Source organism: Aquisalimonas asiatica, assembly GCF_900110585.1.
In the GTDB taxonomy this organism is placed as follows: Bacteria; Pseudomonadota; Gammaproteobacteria; order Nitrococcales; family Aquisalimonadaceae; genus Aquisalimonas; species Aquisalimonas asiatica.
In genome coordinates this window covers 1-15,504 of the sequence record NZ_FOEG01000013.1, presented here as the reverse complement: position 1 = coordinate 15,504, position 15,504 = coordinate 1, and the positions used below count along the sequence as shown (strand labels likewise).

Below are 15,504 nucleotides of genomic sequence, written 5' to 3'. Positions count from 1 at the left end.
AATGGCCCCCGTTCGCGTGGGAGTATCAATGATGGTTCTGCAGGGTGTTGATATTTAGGATGTTTTTGTGTGTCTTCCGGGTTCGTTCCGTTGCGCGAGTACGCGCCGCCGTGGCGGAGCCCCGGTTGCCCCGTGGATTGGCCGTGCCCCGAGGGGCAACCTGTTTCACCGGCGAGACGTCGGCGCGGTCCAAGCGGCCCGAACACCCGGATCGGGCCGCTTGGTGGCGTGGCGGAGTGGTGTCTCAGCGCTGCGACGCCACTCCGCACCCTGTCATCGCGGCAGGTCCTCCTCGTCTCCCATGGCGAACAGGGATGCGTTGCCCCCCGCCGCGGTGGTGTCCACGGTGACCGCACGTTCCGTGGCAAAGCGGTGGAGGTAGCGCGGCCCGCCGGCTTTCGGGCCGGTGCCCGAGAGTCCCTCGCCGCCGAAGGGCTGCACGCCGACCACCGCGCCGATCTGGTTACGATTCACGTACAGGTTGCCCACCCGCGCACGCTGAGCCACCCGTTCGGCGACGGCGTCGATGCGGCTGTGCACGCCCAGGGTGAGCCCGTACCGCGTGTTGTTGATGGCGTCCACGACCCGGTCCAGCTCGCCGGCCTTGTACCGCACCACGTGCAGGATCGGGCCGAAGTGCTCGTCGTCCAGATCATCGATACCGTTGATCTCGAAGGCGACCGGGGCGACGAAGGTGCCGTGCTCGGTATCCGGCCCCAGTGGCGTCTCGCCGACCAGGCGCGCGCTGCGTTTCATGGCCTCCACGTGCCGCATCAGGCCGTCCCGGGCCTCCGGGTCGATCACCGGCCCCACGTCGGTGGCCAGCCATGCCGGGTCGCCCACGGTGAGTTCCTGCATGGCGCCGTTGAGCATGTGCAGGACGTGATCCGCCACGTCCTCCTGCAGGTAAAGCACGCGCAGGGCGGAGCAGCGCTGACCGGCGCTCTGGAAGGATGAAATCAGCACGTCGCGGACCAGCTGCTCGGGCAGGGCGGTGGAGTCGGCGATCATGGCGTTCTGGCCGCCGGTCTCGGCGATCAGGGGAATGATCGGCCCCTGGCGCTGGCTCAGGGTCTGGTTGATGCGCCGGGCCGTCGCCACCGAGCCGGTGAATGCGACGCCGTTGATGCGTTCGTCGGCCACCAGCCGGCCGCCGATGTCGCCGCCGCCGGGCAGAAGCTGCAGCGCCTCGGGCGGAATGCCTGCCTCCAGCAGCAGCTCCGCGGCGCGGGTGCCGATGAGGCTGGTCTGTTCGGCGGGCTTGGCGACCACGGTGTTGCCAGCGGCCAGCGCCGCCGTGACCTGACCCGTGAAGATGGCCAGCGGGAAGTTCCACGGGCTGATGCAGACGAACACGCCGCGGCCGTGGAGGGCGATCTCGTTCTTCTCGCCGGTGGGGCCGGGCAGCGGCATCGGTGTGCCGAAGTCGAGCCGCGCGCGCTGGGCATAGTAGCGGCAGAAATCCACCGCTTCGCGCACCTCGGCGACCGCATCCGGGACGCCCTTGCCCGCCTCGCGCACGCACAGGGCCATGAGCTCAGCCATGTGGCTTTCCATGAGGTCGGCCATGCGGTCCAGGCAGGTGGCGCGCTCCTCGGCGGTCGTCGCGGACCACTCTGCCGCGGCGCGGCTGGCCATGGTGATGGCTTCATCGGCCTGTTCCGGCGTTGTCCAGGTTACGCGGCCCACCTGCTGGCGCCGGTCGGCGGGGTTGAGAATGGGGTCTCCCTCGCCCTTGAGCGATTTCCCACCGATGATGGGCGCCGCGTGCCAGTGCTGCCCGGCGGCGGTGTCCATGGCGTCGCCCAGTGGCTCGACGACCAGGTGGTCGGCCAGGTTGACGCCCCTGGAGTTGCGGCGCTGCTCCCCGTAGATGTTGGCCGGCAGGGGGATCCGCGGGTGTGGTTTGCGCTGCAGGCCGCGGACGGCGTCGGCCGGGTCGGCCACCATCTCGTCGATGGGCAGCTTCTCGTCCTGAATGCGATTGACGAAGGAGCTGTTGGCGCCGTTCTCCAGCAGTCGGCGCACCAGGTAGGGCAACAGCTCCTCGTGACTGCCCACGGGGGCGTAGATGCGCACCGGGCGATGCCCCTGCTTGCGGCCGACAATGGGCTCGTAGAGGGCTTCGCCCATGCCGTGCAGTCGCTGGAACTCGTAGGGGGCGTCCCCCGCCTCCTCCATGACCCACGCCAGGGTGTGGGCGTTGTGGGTGGCGAACTGCGGGTAGATGCGGTCGCCGCCCGCTTTCAGCAGGCGGCGCGCGCAGGCCAGGTAGGACACATCCGTGCTCGCCTTGCGCGTGAACACCGGGTACTCCGGGTAGCCGCTTTCCTGCGCCTTCTTCACCTCGCTATCCCAGTAGGCGCCCTTCACCAGCCGCACCATCAGCCGGCGGTCATGCCGGTCCGCCAGGTCGGCAAGCCAGTCGATCAGCGGGGCCGCGCGTTTCTGGTAAGCCTGCACCGCCAGCCCGAAACCGTGCCAGCCCGCCAGGCTGCCGTCGCCGGAGACGGCCTCGATCACGTCCAGGGAGATATCCAGGCGGTCCGCCTCTTCGGCATCGACGCACAGGCCGATGTCGGCATCCCGGGCCATTTCCGAGAGCCGGCCGAGGCGTTCCACGAGGATGTCGCGGCTGCGGTTGAAGTGGCCGAACTCGTACCGGGGGTGGAGTGCCGAGAGCTTCACCGAGATGCCCGGCCCGTCCAGTACGCCCTTGCCCTTGCCGTTTTTGGCAATGGCCTTGATGGCGTTCTGGTAGGCGGCGTAGTAGCGGTCGGCATCCTCCATGGTGCGCGCCGCCTCGCCCAGCATGTCGTAGGAATGGCGGTAGCCGTGCTTTTCGTCGTCCCGCGCCCGCTTGAGCGCTTCGTCGATGGTGCGGCCGATGACGAACTGCTTGCCCATGATGCGCATGGCCTGGCGAATCGCCTGGCGAATGACCGGCTCGCCGCTGCGCTGGACCATGCGCCGCACCGTATAGGCGAGGTCCCGCGTGGAACGCTCGTCGAAGCGGACCACCCGGCCGGTGAGCATGAGCCCCCAGGTGGAGGCGTTCACGAACACCGACTCGCTGTGGCCCATGTGGGAGGCCCAGTCGCCGGTGCTGATCTTGTCCCGGATCAGGTCGTCGGCGGTGGTGGAGTCGGGGACGCGCATCAGTGCCTCGGCCAGGCACATGAGCACCACGCCCTCCTTGCTGGAGAGGTCGTACTCGTGGAGCAGGGCGTCGATACCGCCCTGGGAGACGCGGTTGTCACGGACATGCTGTACCAGCCGGGTTGCCTCCGCCGCCACGCGCTGCTGGCGCTCCGGCGGGTGTGCCGCCTCGTCGAGCAGCGCCTCGACCATGGTGGTCTCGTCGCGGTGGTAGGCTTCGCGAACGGCCTGCCTGAGGCTGGAAGGGCGTGGACCGGGTTTGATGATCATGTGCATGACCCCTTACCGGGTGGTGGCCGGGAACGGCCACCACCAGAGTGGATGGTAACGGGCGAGGGCCCGTCGGAGAGGTGTCAGTCCGACTAGTCGTGCGCCCGCTCGAATTGGACGCGCATGGCCGCCGACGGTTCCGGGCCGATCCGGCTGAACACGACGATGGCGATCGTCGCGAAGATGAAGCCGGGCAGGATCTCGTAGACATCGAAGATCCCCGCCGGTCCGCCGCCGAGCATGTCCCAGACGATGACCGTGACGGCACCGACCACGAGGCCCGCGAGCGCACCGTTGCGAGTCATGTCACGCCAGAACAGGGACAGGATGATAACCGGTCCGAAGGCGGCGCCGAAACCGGCCCAGGCGTAGGCCACGAGATCCAGCACCAGGCTCTCGTCGTCCATGGCCAGCAACGTGGCGATGGCCGCCACCCCGAGCACTGCGGCGCGACCCACCCAGACCAGCTCGCCCTCGGTGGCATCGCGCCGGAGCATGGCCTTGTAGAAGTCGGCGGTGAGCGCGCTGGAGGAGACCAGCAGCTGGGAGTCGATGGTGCTCATGATGGCCGCGAGGATGGCAGCCAGCAGAATGCCGGCAACCCAGGGGTTGAACAGCACCTGGTTCAGCATGATGAAGGCGGCTTCCTGGTCATCCAGCGGCGCATCCGCAAACCAGGCCATGGCCACCAGACCGGTGAGGACGGCACCGATCAGCGAGAAGATCATCCAGGTCATGCCGACGCCCATGGCCCTGGGGATCTGGTCCTCGGAGCGGATGGCCATGAACCGGGCCAGGATGTGGGGCTGGCCGAAGTAGCCGAGGCCCCAGGCCAGCAGGGAGACGATGCCAAGGAAGGTCATGTCGTGCCAGATGCTCATGCCGCCGGGTTCGACCTCGCGCACCGCCGCGGTGACCTCGCCCCAGCCGCCCATGGCGGCAATGCCAACGGCGGGCACCAGCAGCAGGGCGCAGAACATGAGAATGCCCTGCAGGAAGTCTGTCCAGCTTACCGCGAGGAAGCCGCCCAGGAAGGTGTAGGCGATAATGACGGCGGCGCCCACCAGCAGGGCGGTGAGGTAGCCGAAGCCGAAGGTGTTCTCGAACAGCGTGGCGCCAGCCACCATCCCGGCGGATGTGTAGAACGTGAAGAACACCAGAATCACCACCGCCGAGACCACGCGGAGGATGCGGGTGTTGTCCTCGAAGCGGTGCTCCAGGAAGTCGGGCAGGGTGATGGCGTCGTCGGCGATCTCGGTATGCCGACGTAGCCGGCGGGCCACGAACAGCCAGTTGAGAAAGGCGCCGGCGGCCAGCCCCACGGCGATCCACACCTGGTTCATACCGTACGCATACACCGCGCCGGGCAGACCGAGCAGCAGCCAGCCACTCATGTCCGAGGCGCCGGCACTGAGTGCCGTTACCCCCGGGCCGAGTTTGCGGCCACCGAGGATGTAGTCGGAGAGGTTGTTCGTCACCCGGTAGGCGAACAACCCGAACATGAGCATGAGGATGAGATAAAGGACGAAGGTGATCAGCGTGGGGACGTTCAATTCCGCTTCCATCAGGCACCCTTCCGGTCGTTGTCGTGGTTTGCCTGTAGGAGTAGCAGTCGCCGGGCCCGCGCACAAGAGGTGAGAACGCCGCGCGCCGGGATTCCCGGCGCGTCGGTGCAACTGGAGGCGGCGTCGGCGTCAGCGCCAGCCGACGCGGTCGAACATCCGCACGGCGGCCGGGTTGTTGTTGCCCAGCTCGCTGATGTTCAGCGCATCGCGCTTGATCGAGCCCCACGACTCCACCACTTCGTCGCCGGAGACCCCGTCCACCACGGGCAGCTCGTGATTACCGGCGGCGAACAGTCCCTGGGCCTCGTCGGATGCCAGGTACTCCAGGAAGCGGATGGCGTTTTCGCGGTTGGGTGCGCCGTCCACGACACCGGCACCGCCGACGTTCACGTGAACCCCGCGGTCGTTCTGGTTGGGGAAGATGATGCCGACGCGCTCCGCCAGCTCCCGGTCGCGGCTGTCGTCGGAGTTCACCATGCGCACGTAGTAGTAATGGTTGGCGACGCCGATCTCGCACTCGCCGGTGGCGACCCCGCGGATCTGGTCGGTATCGCCGCCCCGGGGCGGTCGGGCCAGGTTGTCCACCACGCCCTGCGCCCAGGCTTCGGCGTCCTCCTCACCATGGACGGCGATCATCGCGGCGAGCAGTGACTGGTTGTAGATGTTGCCCGATGAGCGGATGCACAGCTGATCGTTGAAGCGCGGGTCGGCGAGATCCTCGTAGGTCTCCAGTTCATCCGGGTCGAACGCATCCTTGTTGTAGAACACCACGCGCATGCGCTGGCTGAACCCGAACCAGAGCCCCTCCGGGTGGCGCATGGCTTCGGGCAGGCGCTCGGTGAGCGCCTCGGACTCCACGGCCTGGAACACGCCCTCCTGCTCGGCGCGCCACAGGCGACCGGCATCCACGGTGATGAGCACGTCGGCCGGGCTGGCGGCGCCTTCGCGGCGGATCCGCTGGATCAGCTGGTCGGAATCCGCCTCGAGCACGCGGACCTCGATGCCCGTGCGCTCCGTGAAGGTGTCGTAAAGGGTGCGGTCCTCGTCGTAATGGCGGGCCGAGTAGACGGTGACTTCGCCTGCCAGGGCCGTGAGCGGGGCGACCGTGATGGCCGCGGCCAGTGCGCCGGTGACGGCGCGGCGGAGGAGGGGGCTGGTCATTGACGCTCCATTGGTTCGCAAATGAGAACGGTTCGTATTCGCAATAAAAGCATGTTGGACACAGCCATCACGGCTGTCAAGGGCGTTGTTCCGCGTTTACAAATGATTCGCATTTACATACCATCGAGAAGCCATCTTCCACCAGGTGAGTCGAGTCCATGGTTGCCACGCCAATATCCACGCGTGCGGTCCAGTCCGAGTCGGAGAATACGCCGGTTCTGGCGGTCCAGGGCGTTTCCCGCGCGTTCGGGAATCTTGCTGCGGTCACCGATGTGGACCTGACCGTTCACCCCCACGAAGTGGTCTGTCTGCTCGGCCCCTCGGGCTGCGGCAAGACCACGCTGCTGCGCATCGCCGCCGGCCTGGAGTCGCTGCACCACGGCCGAGTCGCCCTCGACGGGCAGATCGTGGCGGACGAGGGGCGCCATCCGGTGCCGCCGGAGCGGCGTAGCGTTGGTCTGGTCTTCCAGGACTCGGCGCTGTTTCCTCATCTCTCCGTTGCGGACAACGTTGCCTTCGGGCTGAAAGAGCGCTCCGGGCGCCTCCGCCAGGAGCGGGTGCTGGGCCTGCTCGAGCAGCTGCGCATCGGCCAGTATGCGGACAGCTTTCCCCACACGCTGTCCGGTGGCCAGCAGCAACGCGTCGCCCTTGCCCGCGCGCTGGCGCCCGCGCCGCGCCTGATGCTGCTGGACGAACCCTTTTCCAGCCTTGATGCACGGCTGCGTAACCAGATCCGTGACGACACGCTGCACCTCCTCAAGGACAGCGGCACCGGCACGCTCATGGTCACCCACGATCCGGAAGAGGCGTTGTTCATGGCCGACCGGATCGCGCTGATGCGTGACGGGCGCATCGTGCAGATCGGCACGCCCATGGAGCTCTACTGCCAGCCCAGGGACCCGTTCGTGGTGACCTTCTTCGGTGACGTCAACGAGTTCTTCGGCGATGTCCGCGGCGAAGCCGTGGAGACCCCGGTGGGGCACGTGGACGCCACCGGCATGGCCGATGGCACCCGGGTGCGTGTCATGATCCGGCCCGAGGCGGTGAACGTCACCGTGCAGGGTGAGCCTGACGGGCGTCACGATCGTAGTCACGTGGTCATGTCCAAGCTACTCGGCGCGAGCAGCCTGGTCCATCTCTGTGCCCATGACGAGGCCGGGCGCGAGTCTCACCTGCATGCCCGCATGCCGGGCGTGTTTCTGCCCGCCCGCAATCAGCCGGTGGATATCCGCCTCGACCCGTCCCAGGCGTTCGTCTTCCCGCTGGACGACCAGGCCGCCGGCGCGTCGCCGGCCGCACCGGACGGCCCTGCGGCGAGTGTTCAGGGCTGGGGCTGACGCAGCCCGGGTGGCCCACGCCTGGTCCCTGCCATCCTTCCTCAGTCGCTGCTGCCCGGTCGCGCCCGCCGCATGGCGAGGCTGAGCAGAATCACCGGGATAATGCCCACCACGACGATCGCCAGCGACGATGTGGACGCCTGCGCGAGGCGTTCGTCGGAGGCCAGGTTGTGGGCCCGTACGGCCAGGGTGTCGAAGTCGAATGGCCGCAGGATGATCGTGGCGGGCAGCTCTTTCATGGCGTCCACGAACACCAGAATCCCGGCCGCCAGCAGGCTGCTGCGCATGATCGGTGTATGCACGCGTCGCAGCGTGCCGCCCGCGGTCTTGCCCAGGGTGCGGGAGGCCGCGTCCATGGTCGGCGTGACCTTGCCGAGGCTGGCTTCCACGGTATTGAACGATACGGCCAGGAAGCGCGCCACGTAGGCATAGACCAGGATGAACATGGTCCCGGACAGGATCAGGCCGAGGTTGATGCCGAACCAGTCGCGGAACAGCACGTTGAGCTGACTGTCCAGCCAGCCCAGCGGAATGAGGATGCCGACGGCGATGACCGCGCCGGGGATGGCGTAGCCCATGGCGGCGATGCGCGCCGCGCTGCGGGTGACCGGGCCGGGGTTGAGGCGCACGCCGTAGCTGAGAATCACTGACAGCACCACCGCGAACACGGCGGTAACGGCCGCCAGCGTCAGGCTGTTGCGGGCGAACTCCAGGAAACGCGTCCCCAGCAGCGCGTCCCCCTGCTGGATACTCATGCTGCCCAGCAGCAGTGCCGGCCCGATGAAGCCGATCAGCACCGGCAGCCCACAGGCCAGGATGGCCCCGATCCGGCCCCAGCCCCGCAGTTGGTACTCCGGCAGCGCCTGATAACGGCTGGACGTATGGAAATAGCGGCTGCGCCCCCGTGACCACCGCTCCAGCACCACCAGCACCAGCACGAAGACCATCATGAAGGCGGCCAGCTGGGCGGCGGCCACGGGCTCGCCAAGCCCGAACCAGGTCCGGTAGATGCCGGTGGTGAACGTGTCCACGCCGAAGAACTGCACCGCGCCGAAATCGTTGAGCGTCTCCATCAACGCCAGCGCGACGCCGCCGGCGAGGGCGGGCCGGGCCAGGGGCAGGGCGACGCCGGAGAACAGGCGCCACGGCCCCCGGCCGAGGGTCCGGCCCACGTCCAGCACGCAGACCGACTGCTCCAGGAAGGACGCCCGTGCGAGCAGATAGACGTAGGGGTAGAGCACGAACGTCATCAGCGTGGCGGCGCCGCCAAGGGAGCGGATTTCCGGGAACCAGTAGTCGTGGCGGCTCCACTCGAACACCTCCCGCAACCACATCTGCACGGGTCCGGCGTACTGCAGGAAATCGGTGTAGGCGTAGGCGATGACGTAGGTTGGAACCGCCAGGGGCAGCAGCAGCGCCCATTCAAAGATGCGCTGGCCCGGGAAACGGCACATGACCACCAGCCATGCCGTGCCCGCGCCGATCACCAGTGTGCCGCAGCCCACCGTGACCAGCAGGAACAGTGTGTTGCCCACGTAACGGGTGAGCACGGTACTGGAGAGGTGGGCCCAGATGCCATCGGTGGGCACGAGTACATGCGCCAGCACCACGATCACGGGCAGCGCCACGAGGGCGGCGATGGCGAGCGTCAGCGCCTTCCACACGTCCACCCGCGGAAACAGGCCCCGAATCAGGGATGGGAGCCGGGCACTGGCCATGGGCGGCAAGGGCAACCTCCTGTGGGTGTGGTTCGGCTGGCCGGGGCGGATGCCCGGCCGATCAGTGGTTGCAAATGATAACGGTTCACGCTTGGGTCTGCACCCGCCGCGCGCCTCGACGCCGGTCAACGGGTCGGAAAGAATCGATTTCCTGTCGGAAATGAGTCTTCGCCCGCCGCATCCTGTCGTTCCATGCGCATGCTCAAAAATGGGTTTCAAGTCGTTGTTATGAGTGTTGTTTTCGCCGCATTGCGGGAACGCTTGTCAAGCCGCTGAACGCCCATTCGACACAGCGCCGTTTGCTGCATTGGCCGTCGGGCGGCGGTTGCTACTGAACTCCAGCCGGCATACCCTTGCGGTTTAGATTTTGATCAGCGAAGCGGTTTCGGAGCGTTGCGACAGCGCGTCAACGGCCAGCCCGGACCGCCCGTCAGCCCGTGGTAGAGCCCCGATGCCGTGCTTCTGCTGCGGGCAGACGCCCCACGCAATCAGGAGGGTTCTGCGCAACCATGTTGCAGCGCACACCGTTGTACGAGCGTCACAAGTCAGCAGGTGCCAAGCTCGTGGATTTCGCCGGCTGGGAAATGCCGGTGAATTATGGCTCCCAGATCAAGGAACATGAGCAGGTCCGTTCTGCGGCCGGCCTGTTCGATGTCTCGCACATGGGCGTGGTGGATGTCTCCGGCGCGGACGCGCTCGCTTTCCTGCGCCGTCTTCTGGCGAATGACGCGGCGCGTCTGAAAGAGCCGGGGCAGGCGTTCTACACCTGCATGCTCAATGACGCCGGGGGCATTATCGACGATCTCATCGTCTACTACCTCTCGGAGGGGCGTTACCGCATCGTGGTGAACGCGGCCCGGCGGACCGAGGATCTCGACTGGATGACCGGGCACGCCGAGCAGTTCGACGTGCGCATCCGGGAACGAGCGGATGCCGCCATGATCGCCGTTCAGGGTCCGCAGGCGGAGCAGTGCCTGGGGCATGCCGTGGACGCGCGCCTCGAGCACCGGCTCGCCACACTCAAGCCGTTCCGGGCCATGGAAACCGGCGACTGGCTGATCGCGCGGACCGGTTACACCGGCGAGGACGGCTTCGAAGTGGTTCTGCCGGCCCGTTCGGCAGTGGATCTGTGGGACCACCTCACGGCGGCGGGCGCCGCGCCCTGCGGCCTGGGTGCCCGCGACAGCCTGCGCCTGGAGGCCGGGCTGCACCTCTATGGCCAGGACATGGACACCACCACCACGCCGCTGGAGTCGGCACTGGGGTGGACCGTGGCCTGGACACCGGAGGATCGGGACTTCATCGGCCGCGGCGCGCTGGAGAAGCAGCGCGAGGCCGGGGTGTCGCGGCGTCTCGTGGGCTTCGTCCTGGAAGGGCGGGGCGTGCTGCGCCACGGCCAGACACTGAATTCCGAAGCCGGCGGCGCCGGCGAGATCACGTCCGGTGGTTTTTCGCCGGTGCTGGGCTGTTCCATTGCCATGGCGCGCATTCCCGCCGGTGATGAGGGTCCGTGGACGGTCGACATGCGCGGACGGGCGCTTCCCGTGCGTCGGGTGAAGCCGCCGTTCGTCCGCAATGGTCAAGCTTTCATTAATTGAACGACCCGGTTACAGAGGGTCAGAAACTTAAGGGACGCAAACCAATGAGCAACGTACCCAGCGATCTGAAGTACGCACCGAGTCACGAGTGGGTCCGTCAGGGTGATGACGGCACCGTGACCGTCGGCATCAGCGATCACGCCCAGGACGCCCTGGGGGACCTGGTGTTCGTGGAGACGCCCGAGATCGACCGCACCGTGGAAGCGGGCGAGGCCGTGGCCGTGGTGGAGTCCGTGAAGGCGGCCTCCGACGTCTACGCCCCGGTATCCGGCACCATCATTGATGCCAACAGCCAGCTCCAGGACGCACCGGAGCTGGTGAACACCGATGCCTACGGCGAAGGCTGGATCATGCGCATCAAACTGGATGATCCGGACGCCCTGGACGAGCTCATGGACGCCGACGCATACGAACAGCTCATCACGGAAGAAGACGACGGGTGAGGTCTGTTTCTCAAAACGGAGGCGGGTAATACCATGCCGTTCATTCCACATACCGATGAAGACATCCGCCGCATGCTGGCGGAGGTGGGCGTCGACAGCATCAACGCGCTGTTCGACGAAGTCCCCTCGGACCTGATCGACCCCGGCCTGCCCGGCATCCCCGAGGGGGTCTCCGAGATGGAGATCGCCCGGGAGATGAACGAGCGCGCCGCCGGCGACATGCTCGGGCCGTGCTTTCTGGGCGCGGGCGCCTACCGTCACCACGTGCCGGCGGCGGTCTGGGAGATCACCACCCGCGGCGAGTACTACAGCGCCTATACGCCGTACCAGGCGGAAGCGAGCCAGGGCACGCTGCAGCTGATCTACGAGTACCAGAGCATGATGTCCGGGCTGATGGGCATGGATGCGTCCAACGCATCCCTGTACGACGGCGGCTCGGCGCTGGCCGAGGCCGTGCTCATGGCCGTGCGCGCCAACCGGAAGTCAAAATCCGGCCGCATCCTCGTGCCGGACACGGTCAACCCGATGTACTGCGATGCCACCCGGACCATCGTCGGCAACCAGGGCATCAGCCTGGAGACGGTGGCCAGCAACGCCGACACCGGTGCGGTGGACGTGGAGACGCTGAAGCAGTGGGACGGCGAGGACATCGCCGCGCTGGTCATTCAGCAGCCCAACTGGTTCGGCCGTCTGGAAGAGGCGCAGGCGCTCACCGACTGGGCCCAGCGCAACGGCGCCCTGGTGATTGCCGTGGTCAACCCCACCGCCATGGCCGTACTGACACCGCCCGGCGAGTGGGGCGAGAACGGTGCCGACATCGCCTGCGGCGAGGGGCAGCCCCTGGGGATCCCGCTGTCGTCCGGCGGCCCGTACTTCGGCTTCATGTGCTGCCGCAAGGCGCATGTGCGGCAGATGCCGGGGCGCATTGTCGGCCGCACCGTGGACCTGGAAGGCCGCACCGGCTACACGCTGACCCTGCAGGCGCGGGAGCAGCACATCCGGCGCAACAAGGCCACCTCGAACATCTGCACCAACCAGGGTTTGATGGTGACCGCAGCGACGATCTACCTGTCGCTGCTGGGTGCCGAGGGGCTGGAGCGGGTGGCCGGGCAGTGCCACGCCAATACCCGCAAGCTCACCGAGCGGCTGGCGGACATCAAGGGCGTCAGTCTGCGGTTTGACGGCCCCTACTTCCATGAGCGCGTGATCGAGCTGGACCGGCCGGCCGAGCCGGTATTCCAGCAGCTCGCAAGTCAGGGCGTTCTGGCGGGTTATCCGCTGGGCCGTCACGACAAGCGGCTTGGCAATGCCCTGCTCGTTTGCGCTACCGAGACGGTGACCGACGCCGACATCGATCGCTTCGTGGACGCCCTGAGCCACGCGCTGGCCAAGGCCGCCTGAGCAACCGGAGGTTCTACCGTGAGTCAGGAATCGCTGATTTTCGACCTGGGTCGCAGCGGGCGCTATGCCCGCGCCCAGGCGCCGGCGGAGCACGCCGATCTGGCCGATATTCCGGCCGAGTTCCGGCGCAAGCAGCGCGCCGTGATGCCCGAAGTCTCCGAGCTGCAGGTGGTGCGCCACTACACCCGCCTGTCGCAGAAGAACTTCTCCATCGACACCAACTTCTACCCGCTAGGCTCGTGCACCATGAAGTACAACCCGCGGGCGTGTAACAGCCTGGCCATGCTGCCCGGTTTCCTGGATCGCCACCCTCATGCGCCGGACAGCACCGGCCAGGGGTTTCTGGCGTGTCTGTACGATCTCCAGGAGATGCTGGCGGAAGTCACCGGCATGAAGACCGTCTCCCTGGCCCCCATGGCCGGTGCCCAGGGTGAGTTCGCCGGGGTGGCCATGATCCGGGCCTACCACGACGCCCGTGGCGACGATGGCCGTACCGAGATCATCGTCCCGGACGCCGCCCACGGCACCAACCCGGCGACGGCCGTCATGTGCGGCTACAAGGTGCGGGAGATTCCCACCGCCGCCGACGGTGACGTGGACATGGCGGCGCTGAAGGAGGCCGTCGGGCCCCAGACCGCCGGCATCATGCTCACCAACCCGTCCACCGTGGGCGTGTTCGAGCGGCGCATCCAGGAGATCGCCACCCTGGTCCACGAGGCGGGCGGGCTGCTCTACTACGACGGCGCCAACCTCAACGCCATTCTCGGCAAGGTGCGCCCCGGTGACATGGGCTTTGATGTCATCCACATCAACCTGCACAAGACCTTCTCGACGCCTCACGGCGGCGGCGGGCCGGGTGCCGGGGCCATCGGCGTGGGCGAGCGGCTGCTGCCGCACACGCCCATTCCCCAGGTCGGCAGGGACAACGGCCAGTACTACTGGCGTACCGAGAAGGACATCCCGCAGACCATCGGGCGCCTGTCGGCGTTCGGTGGCAACGCCGGCGTGCTCCTGCGTGCCTACGTCTACGCCCGCATGCTGGGCCGCGACGGCATGACGCGGGTGGCCGAGTTCGCCACGCTCAATGCCAACTACCTGATGACACGCCTCAAGGCCGAGGGGTTCCAGGTCTGGCTGCCGGAGCGGCGGGCCAGTCACGAGTTCATCATCAGCCTCAAGGGCGAAGCCAAGGAGCTGGGTGTGACCGCCGGTGACTTTGCCAAGCGCCTGCTGGACCTGGGGTACCACGCGCCGACGGCCTATTTCCCGCTGCTGGTTCCCGAGTGCCTGCTGATCGAGCCCACGGAGACGGAGACCGTGGATGACCTCGACGGTTTCGTGCAGGCCATGGTCACCATTCGCGAAGAGGCCCGTCAGGACAAGGATTTCGTCAAGGGCGCACCCTACAACATGCCGGTGCGGCGCCTGGACGAAGTCAAGGCGGCCAAGGAACTGGACCTGAAATGGCAGGGCGAGGCCAGCTGACGCTGGCCCGCCGCCACGCCCTCATCTCTGCGCTCGGTGCCCTCCGGCCCGCGGAGGGAGCGGGTGTGGCGTGCCAGCCGTCCGGCACGTCCGGCCGACCGATTTCTTTAGCAAAAGGGGAGAGCAACACATGTCCGCACTGATCAGCGGTTCCGTTGCGTTCGACACCATCATGGTCTTCCGGGACCGTTTCAAGAATCACGTGCTGCCCGAGCAGGTACACATCCTCAACGTCGCCTTCCTGGTGGACGAGCTGCGCCGCGAGTTCGGCGGCTGCGCCGGCAACATCGCCTACAACCTGATGCTGCTGGGCGAGCGTGGCCTGCCTCTGGCGACCGTGGGCAAGGACTTCGACAAGTACAGTGAATGGATGAAGGACTGGGGCGTGCCGCAGGACTACGTGCGCCGCTACGACGACCAGTACTGCGCCCAGGCTTATATCACCACCGACCTGGACGACAACCAGATCACCGCGTTCCACCCGGGTGCCATGAACATGGCCCACGAGGTGAGCGTGCCCACCAACGAGGGCGCGAAGATCGGCATCGTGGCGCCGAACGGCCGCGACGGCATGATCGCCCACGCGCGGCAGTTCGCCGATGCCGGCATCCCGTTCATCTTCGATCCGGGCCAGGGCCTGCCCATGTTCAACGGCGAGGAGCTGCTGGACTTCGTCAACAAGGCCACCTACATGGCGGTGAACGACTACGAGTCCCGCATGGTGCAGGACCGCACCGGCCTGAGCATGGATGACCTGGCGAAGAAGCTGGACGCCCTGATCGTCACCCGCGGTGGCGAGGGGTCGGACATCTACACCAACGGCGAGACCATCCACGTGGATGCCGTGAAGCCCGAGGACGTGCTCGACCCCACCGGCTGTGGCGACGCCTACCGTGCCGGCATCCTGTACGGCCTGATCAACGACCTGGACTGGAAGACCACCGGCCAGATCGCGTCGCTCATGGGCAGCATCAAGGTGGCCCGCTCCGGCACCCAGAACCATCATTTCACGCTGGAGCAGTTCAAGGGCTGGTACAAGCAGGCCTTCGGCACGAGCTTCTGAGGCGTCCGCGCCCGCACGAAAAAGCCGGCCCCGGGCCGGCTTTTTTGTGGATGGTTCAGGCAGTGGTGAATACGGTGGACCTGAAGGTCCACCCTACGGAAGCCCGGAAGCCCGGAAGCCCGGAAGCCGGATGCCGGATGCCGGATGCCGGATGCCGGATGCCGGATGCCGGATGCCGGATGCCGGATGCCGGATGCCGGAACGCCGGAACGCCGGAACGTCGGAACGTCGGAACGTCGGAACGTCGGAACGTCGGAACGTCGGAACGTCGGAACGTCGGAACGTCGGAACGTCGGAACGTCGG

General features: G+C 67.0%; 10 protein-coding genes. 6 read left to right on the top strand and 4 right to left on the bottom strand.

The annotated features are described in order from the left end of the window. Positions 1 to 273: 273 nt before the first annotated feature. The 3 genes from putA to BMZ02_RS17290 all read right to left on the bottom strand — a co-directional run bounded on the left by putA (position 274) and on the right by BMZ02_RS17290 (position 6,155). Complete coding sequence (putA, locus tag BMZ02_RS17300) at positions 274 to 3,429, bottom strand: bifunctional proline dehydrogenase/L-glutamate gamma-semialdehyde dehydrogenase PutA (protein WP_091646288.1); 3,156 nt, start codon at positions 3,427 to 3,429, stop codon at positions 274 to 276. Between the two features lie 92 nt (positions 3,430 to 3,521). Beyond that, a complete protein-coding gene (putP, locus tag BMZ02_RS17295; protein ID WP_091646156.1) occupies positions 3,522 to 4,994 on the bottom strand; it encodes a sodium/proline symporter PutP in 1,473 nt (490 codons plus the stop codon). A gap of 129 nt (positions 4,995 to 5,123) precedes the next feature. Beyond that, positions 5,124 to 6,155 (bottom strand): Fe(3+) ABC transporter substrate-binding protein, encoded by a 1,032-nt coding sequence (locus BMZ02_RS17290; protein ID WP_091646154.1) that lies wholly within the window; start codon positions 6,153 to 6,155, stop codon positions 5,124 to 5,126. A gap of 158 nt (positions 6,156 to 6,313) precedes the next feature. On the opposite strand from BMZ02_RS17290, the gene BMZ02_RS17285 reads away from it, so the two are divergent. Further along, a complete protein-coding gene (locus BMZ02_RS17285; protein WP_091646152.1) occupies positions 6,314 to 7,492 on the top strand; it encodes an ABC transporter ATP-binding protein in 1,179 nt (392 codons plus the stop codon). Between the two features lie 41 nt (positions 7,493 to 7,533). Here BMZ02_RS17285 and BMZ02_RS17280 read toward each other — a convergent pair whose 3' ends face one another. Continuing rightward, positions 7,534 to 9,210 (bottom strand): ABC transporter permease, encoded by a 1,677-nt coding sequence (locus BMZ02_RS17280; protein ID WP_091646150.1) that lies wholly within the window; start codon positions 9,208 to 9,210, stop codon positions 7,534 to 7,536. A gap of 509 nt (positions 9,211 to 9,719) precedes the next feature. On the opposite strand from BMZ02_RS17280, the gene gcvT reads away from it, so the two are divergent. From gcvT to BMZ02_RS17255, 5 genes are all read left to right on the top strand, one after another. Beyond that, a complete protein-coding gene (gene gcvT, locus BMZ02_RS17275; protein ID WP_091646148.1) occupies positions 9,720 to 10,808 on the top strand; it encodes a glycine cleavage system aminomethyltransferase GcvT in 1,089 nt (362 codons plus the stop codon). 44 nt (positions 10,809 to 10,852) lie between these two features. Further along, complete coding sequence (gcvH, locus tag BMZ02_RS17270; RefSeq protein WP_091646146.1) at positions 10,853 to 11,251, top strand: glycine cleavage system protein GcvH; 399 nt, start codon at positions 10,853 to 10,855, stop codon at positions 11,249 to 11,251. Positions 11,252 to 11,284: 33 nt separating this feature from the next. Continuing rightward, positions 11,285 to 12,652, top strand: a complete 1,368-nt coding sequence (gene gcvPA, locus BMZ02_RS17265) for an aminomethyl-transferring glycine dehydrogenase subunit GcvPA (RefSeq protein ID WP_091646144.1) — start codon at positions 11,285 to 11,287, stop codon at positions 12,650 to 12,652. 18 nt (positions 12,653 to 12,670) lie between these two features. Further along, complete coding sequence (gcvPB, locus tag BMZ02_RS17260; RefSeq protein WP_091646142.1) at positions 12,671 to 14,137, top strand: aminomethyl-transferring glycine dehydrogenase subunit GcvPB; 1,467 nt, start codon at positions 12,671 to 12,673, stop codon at positions 14,135 to 14,137. 130 nt (positions 14,138 to 14,267) lie between these two features. Further along, positions 14,268 to 15,200: a carbohydrate kinase family protein gene (locus BMZ02_RS17255; RefSeq protein WP_091646141.1), complete on the top strand. Its 933-nt coding sequence runs from the start codon at positions 14,268 to 14,270 to the stop codon at positions 15,198 to 15,200. Positions 15,201 to 15,504: the final 304 nt, after the last annotated feature.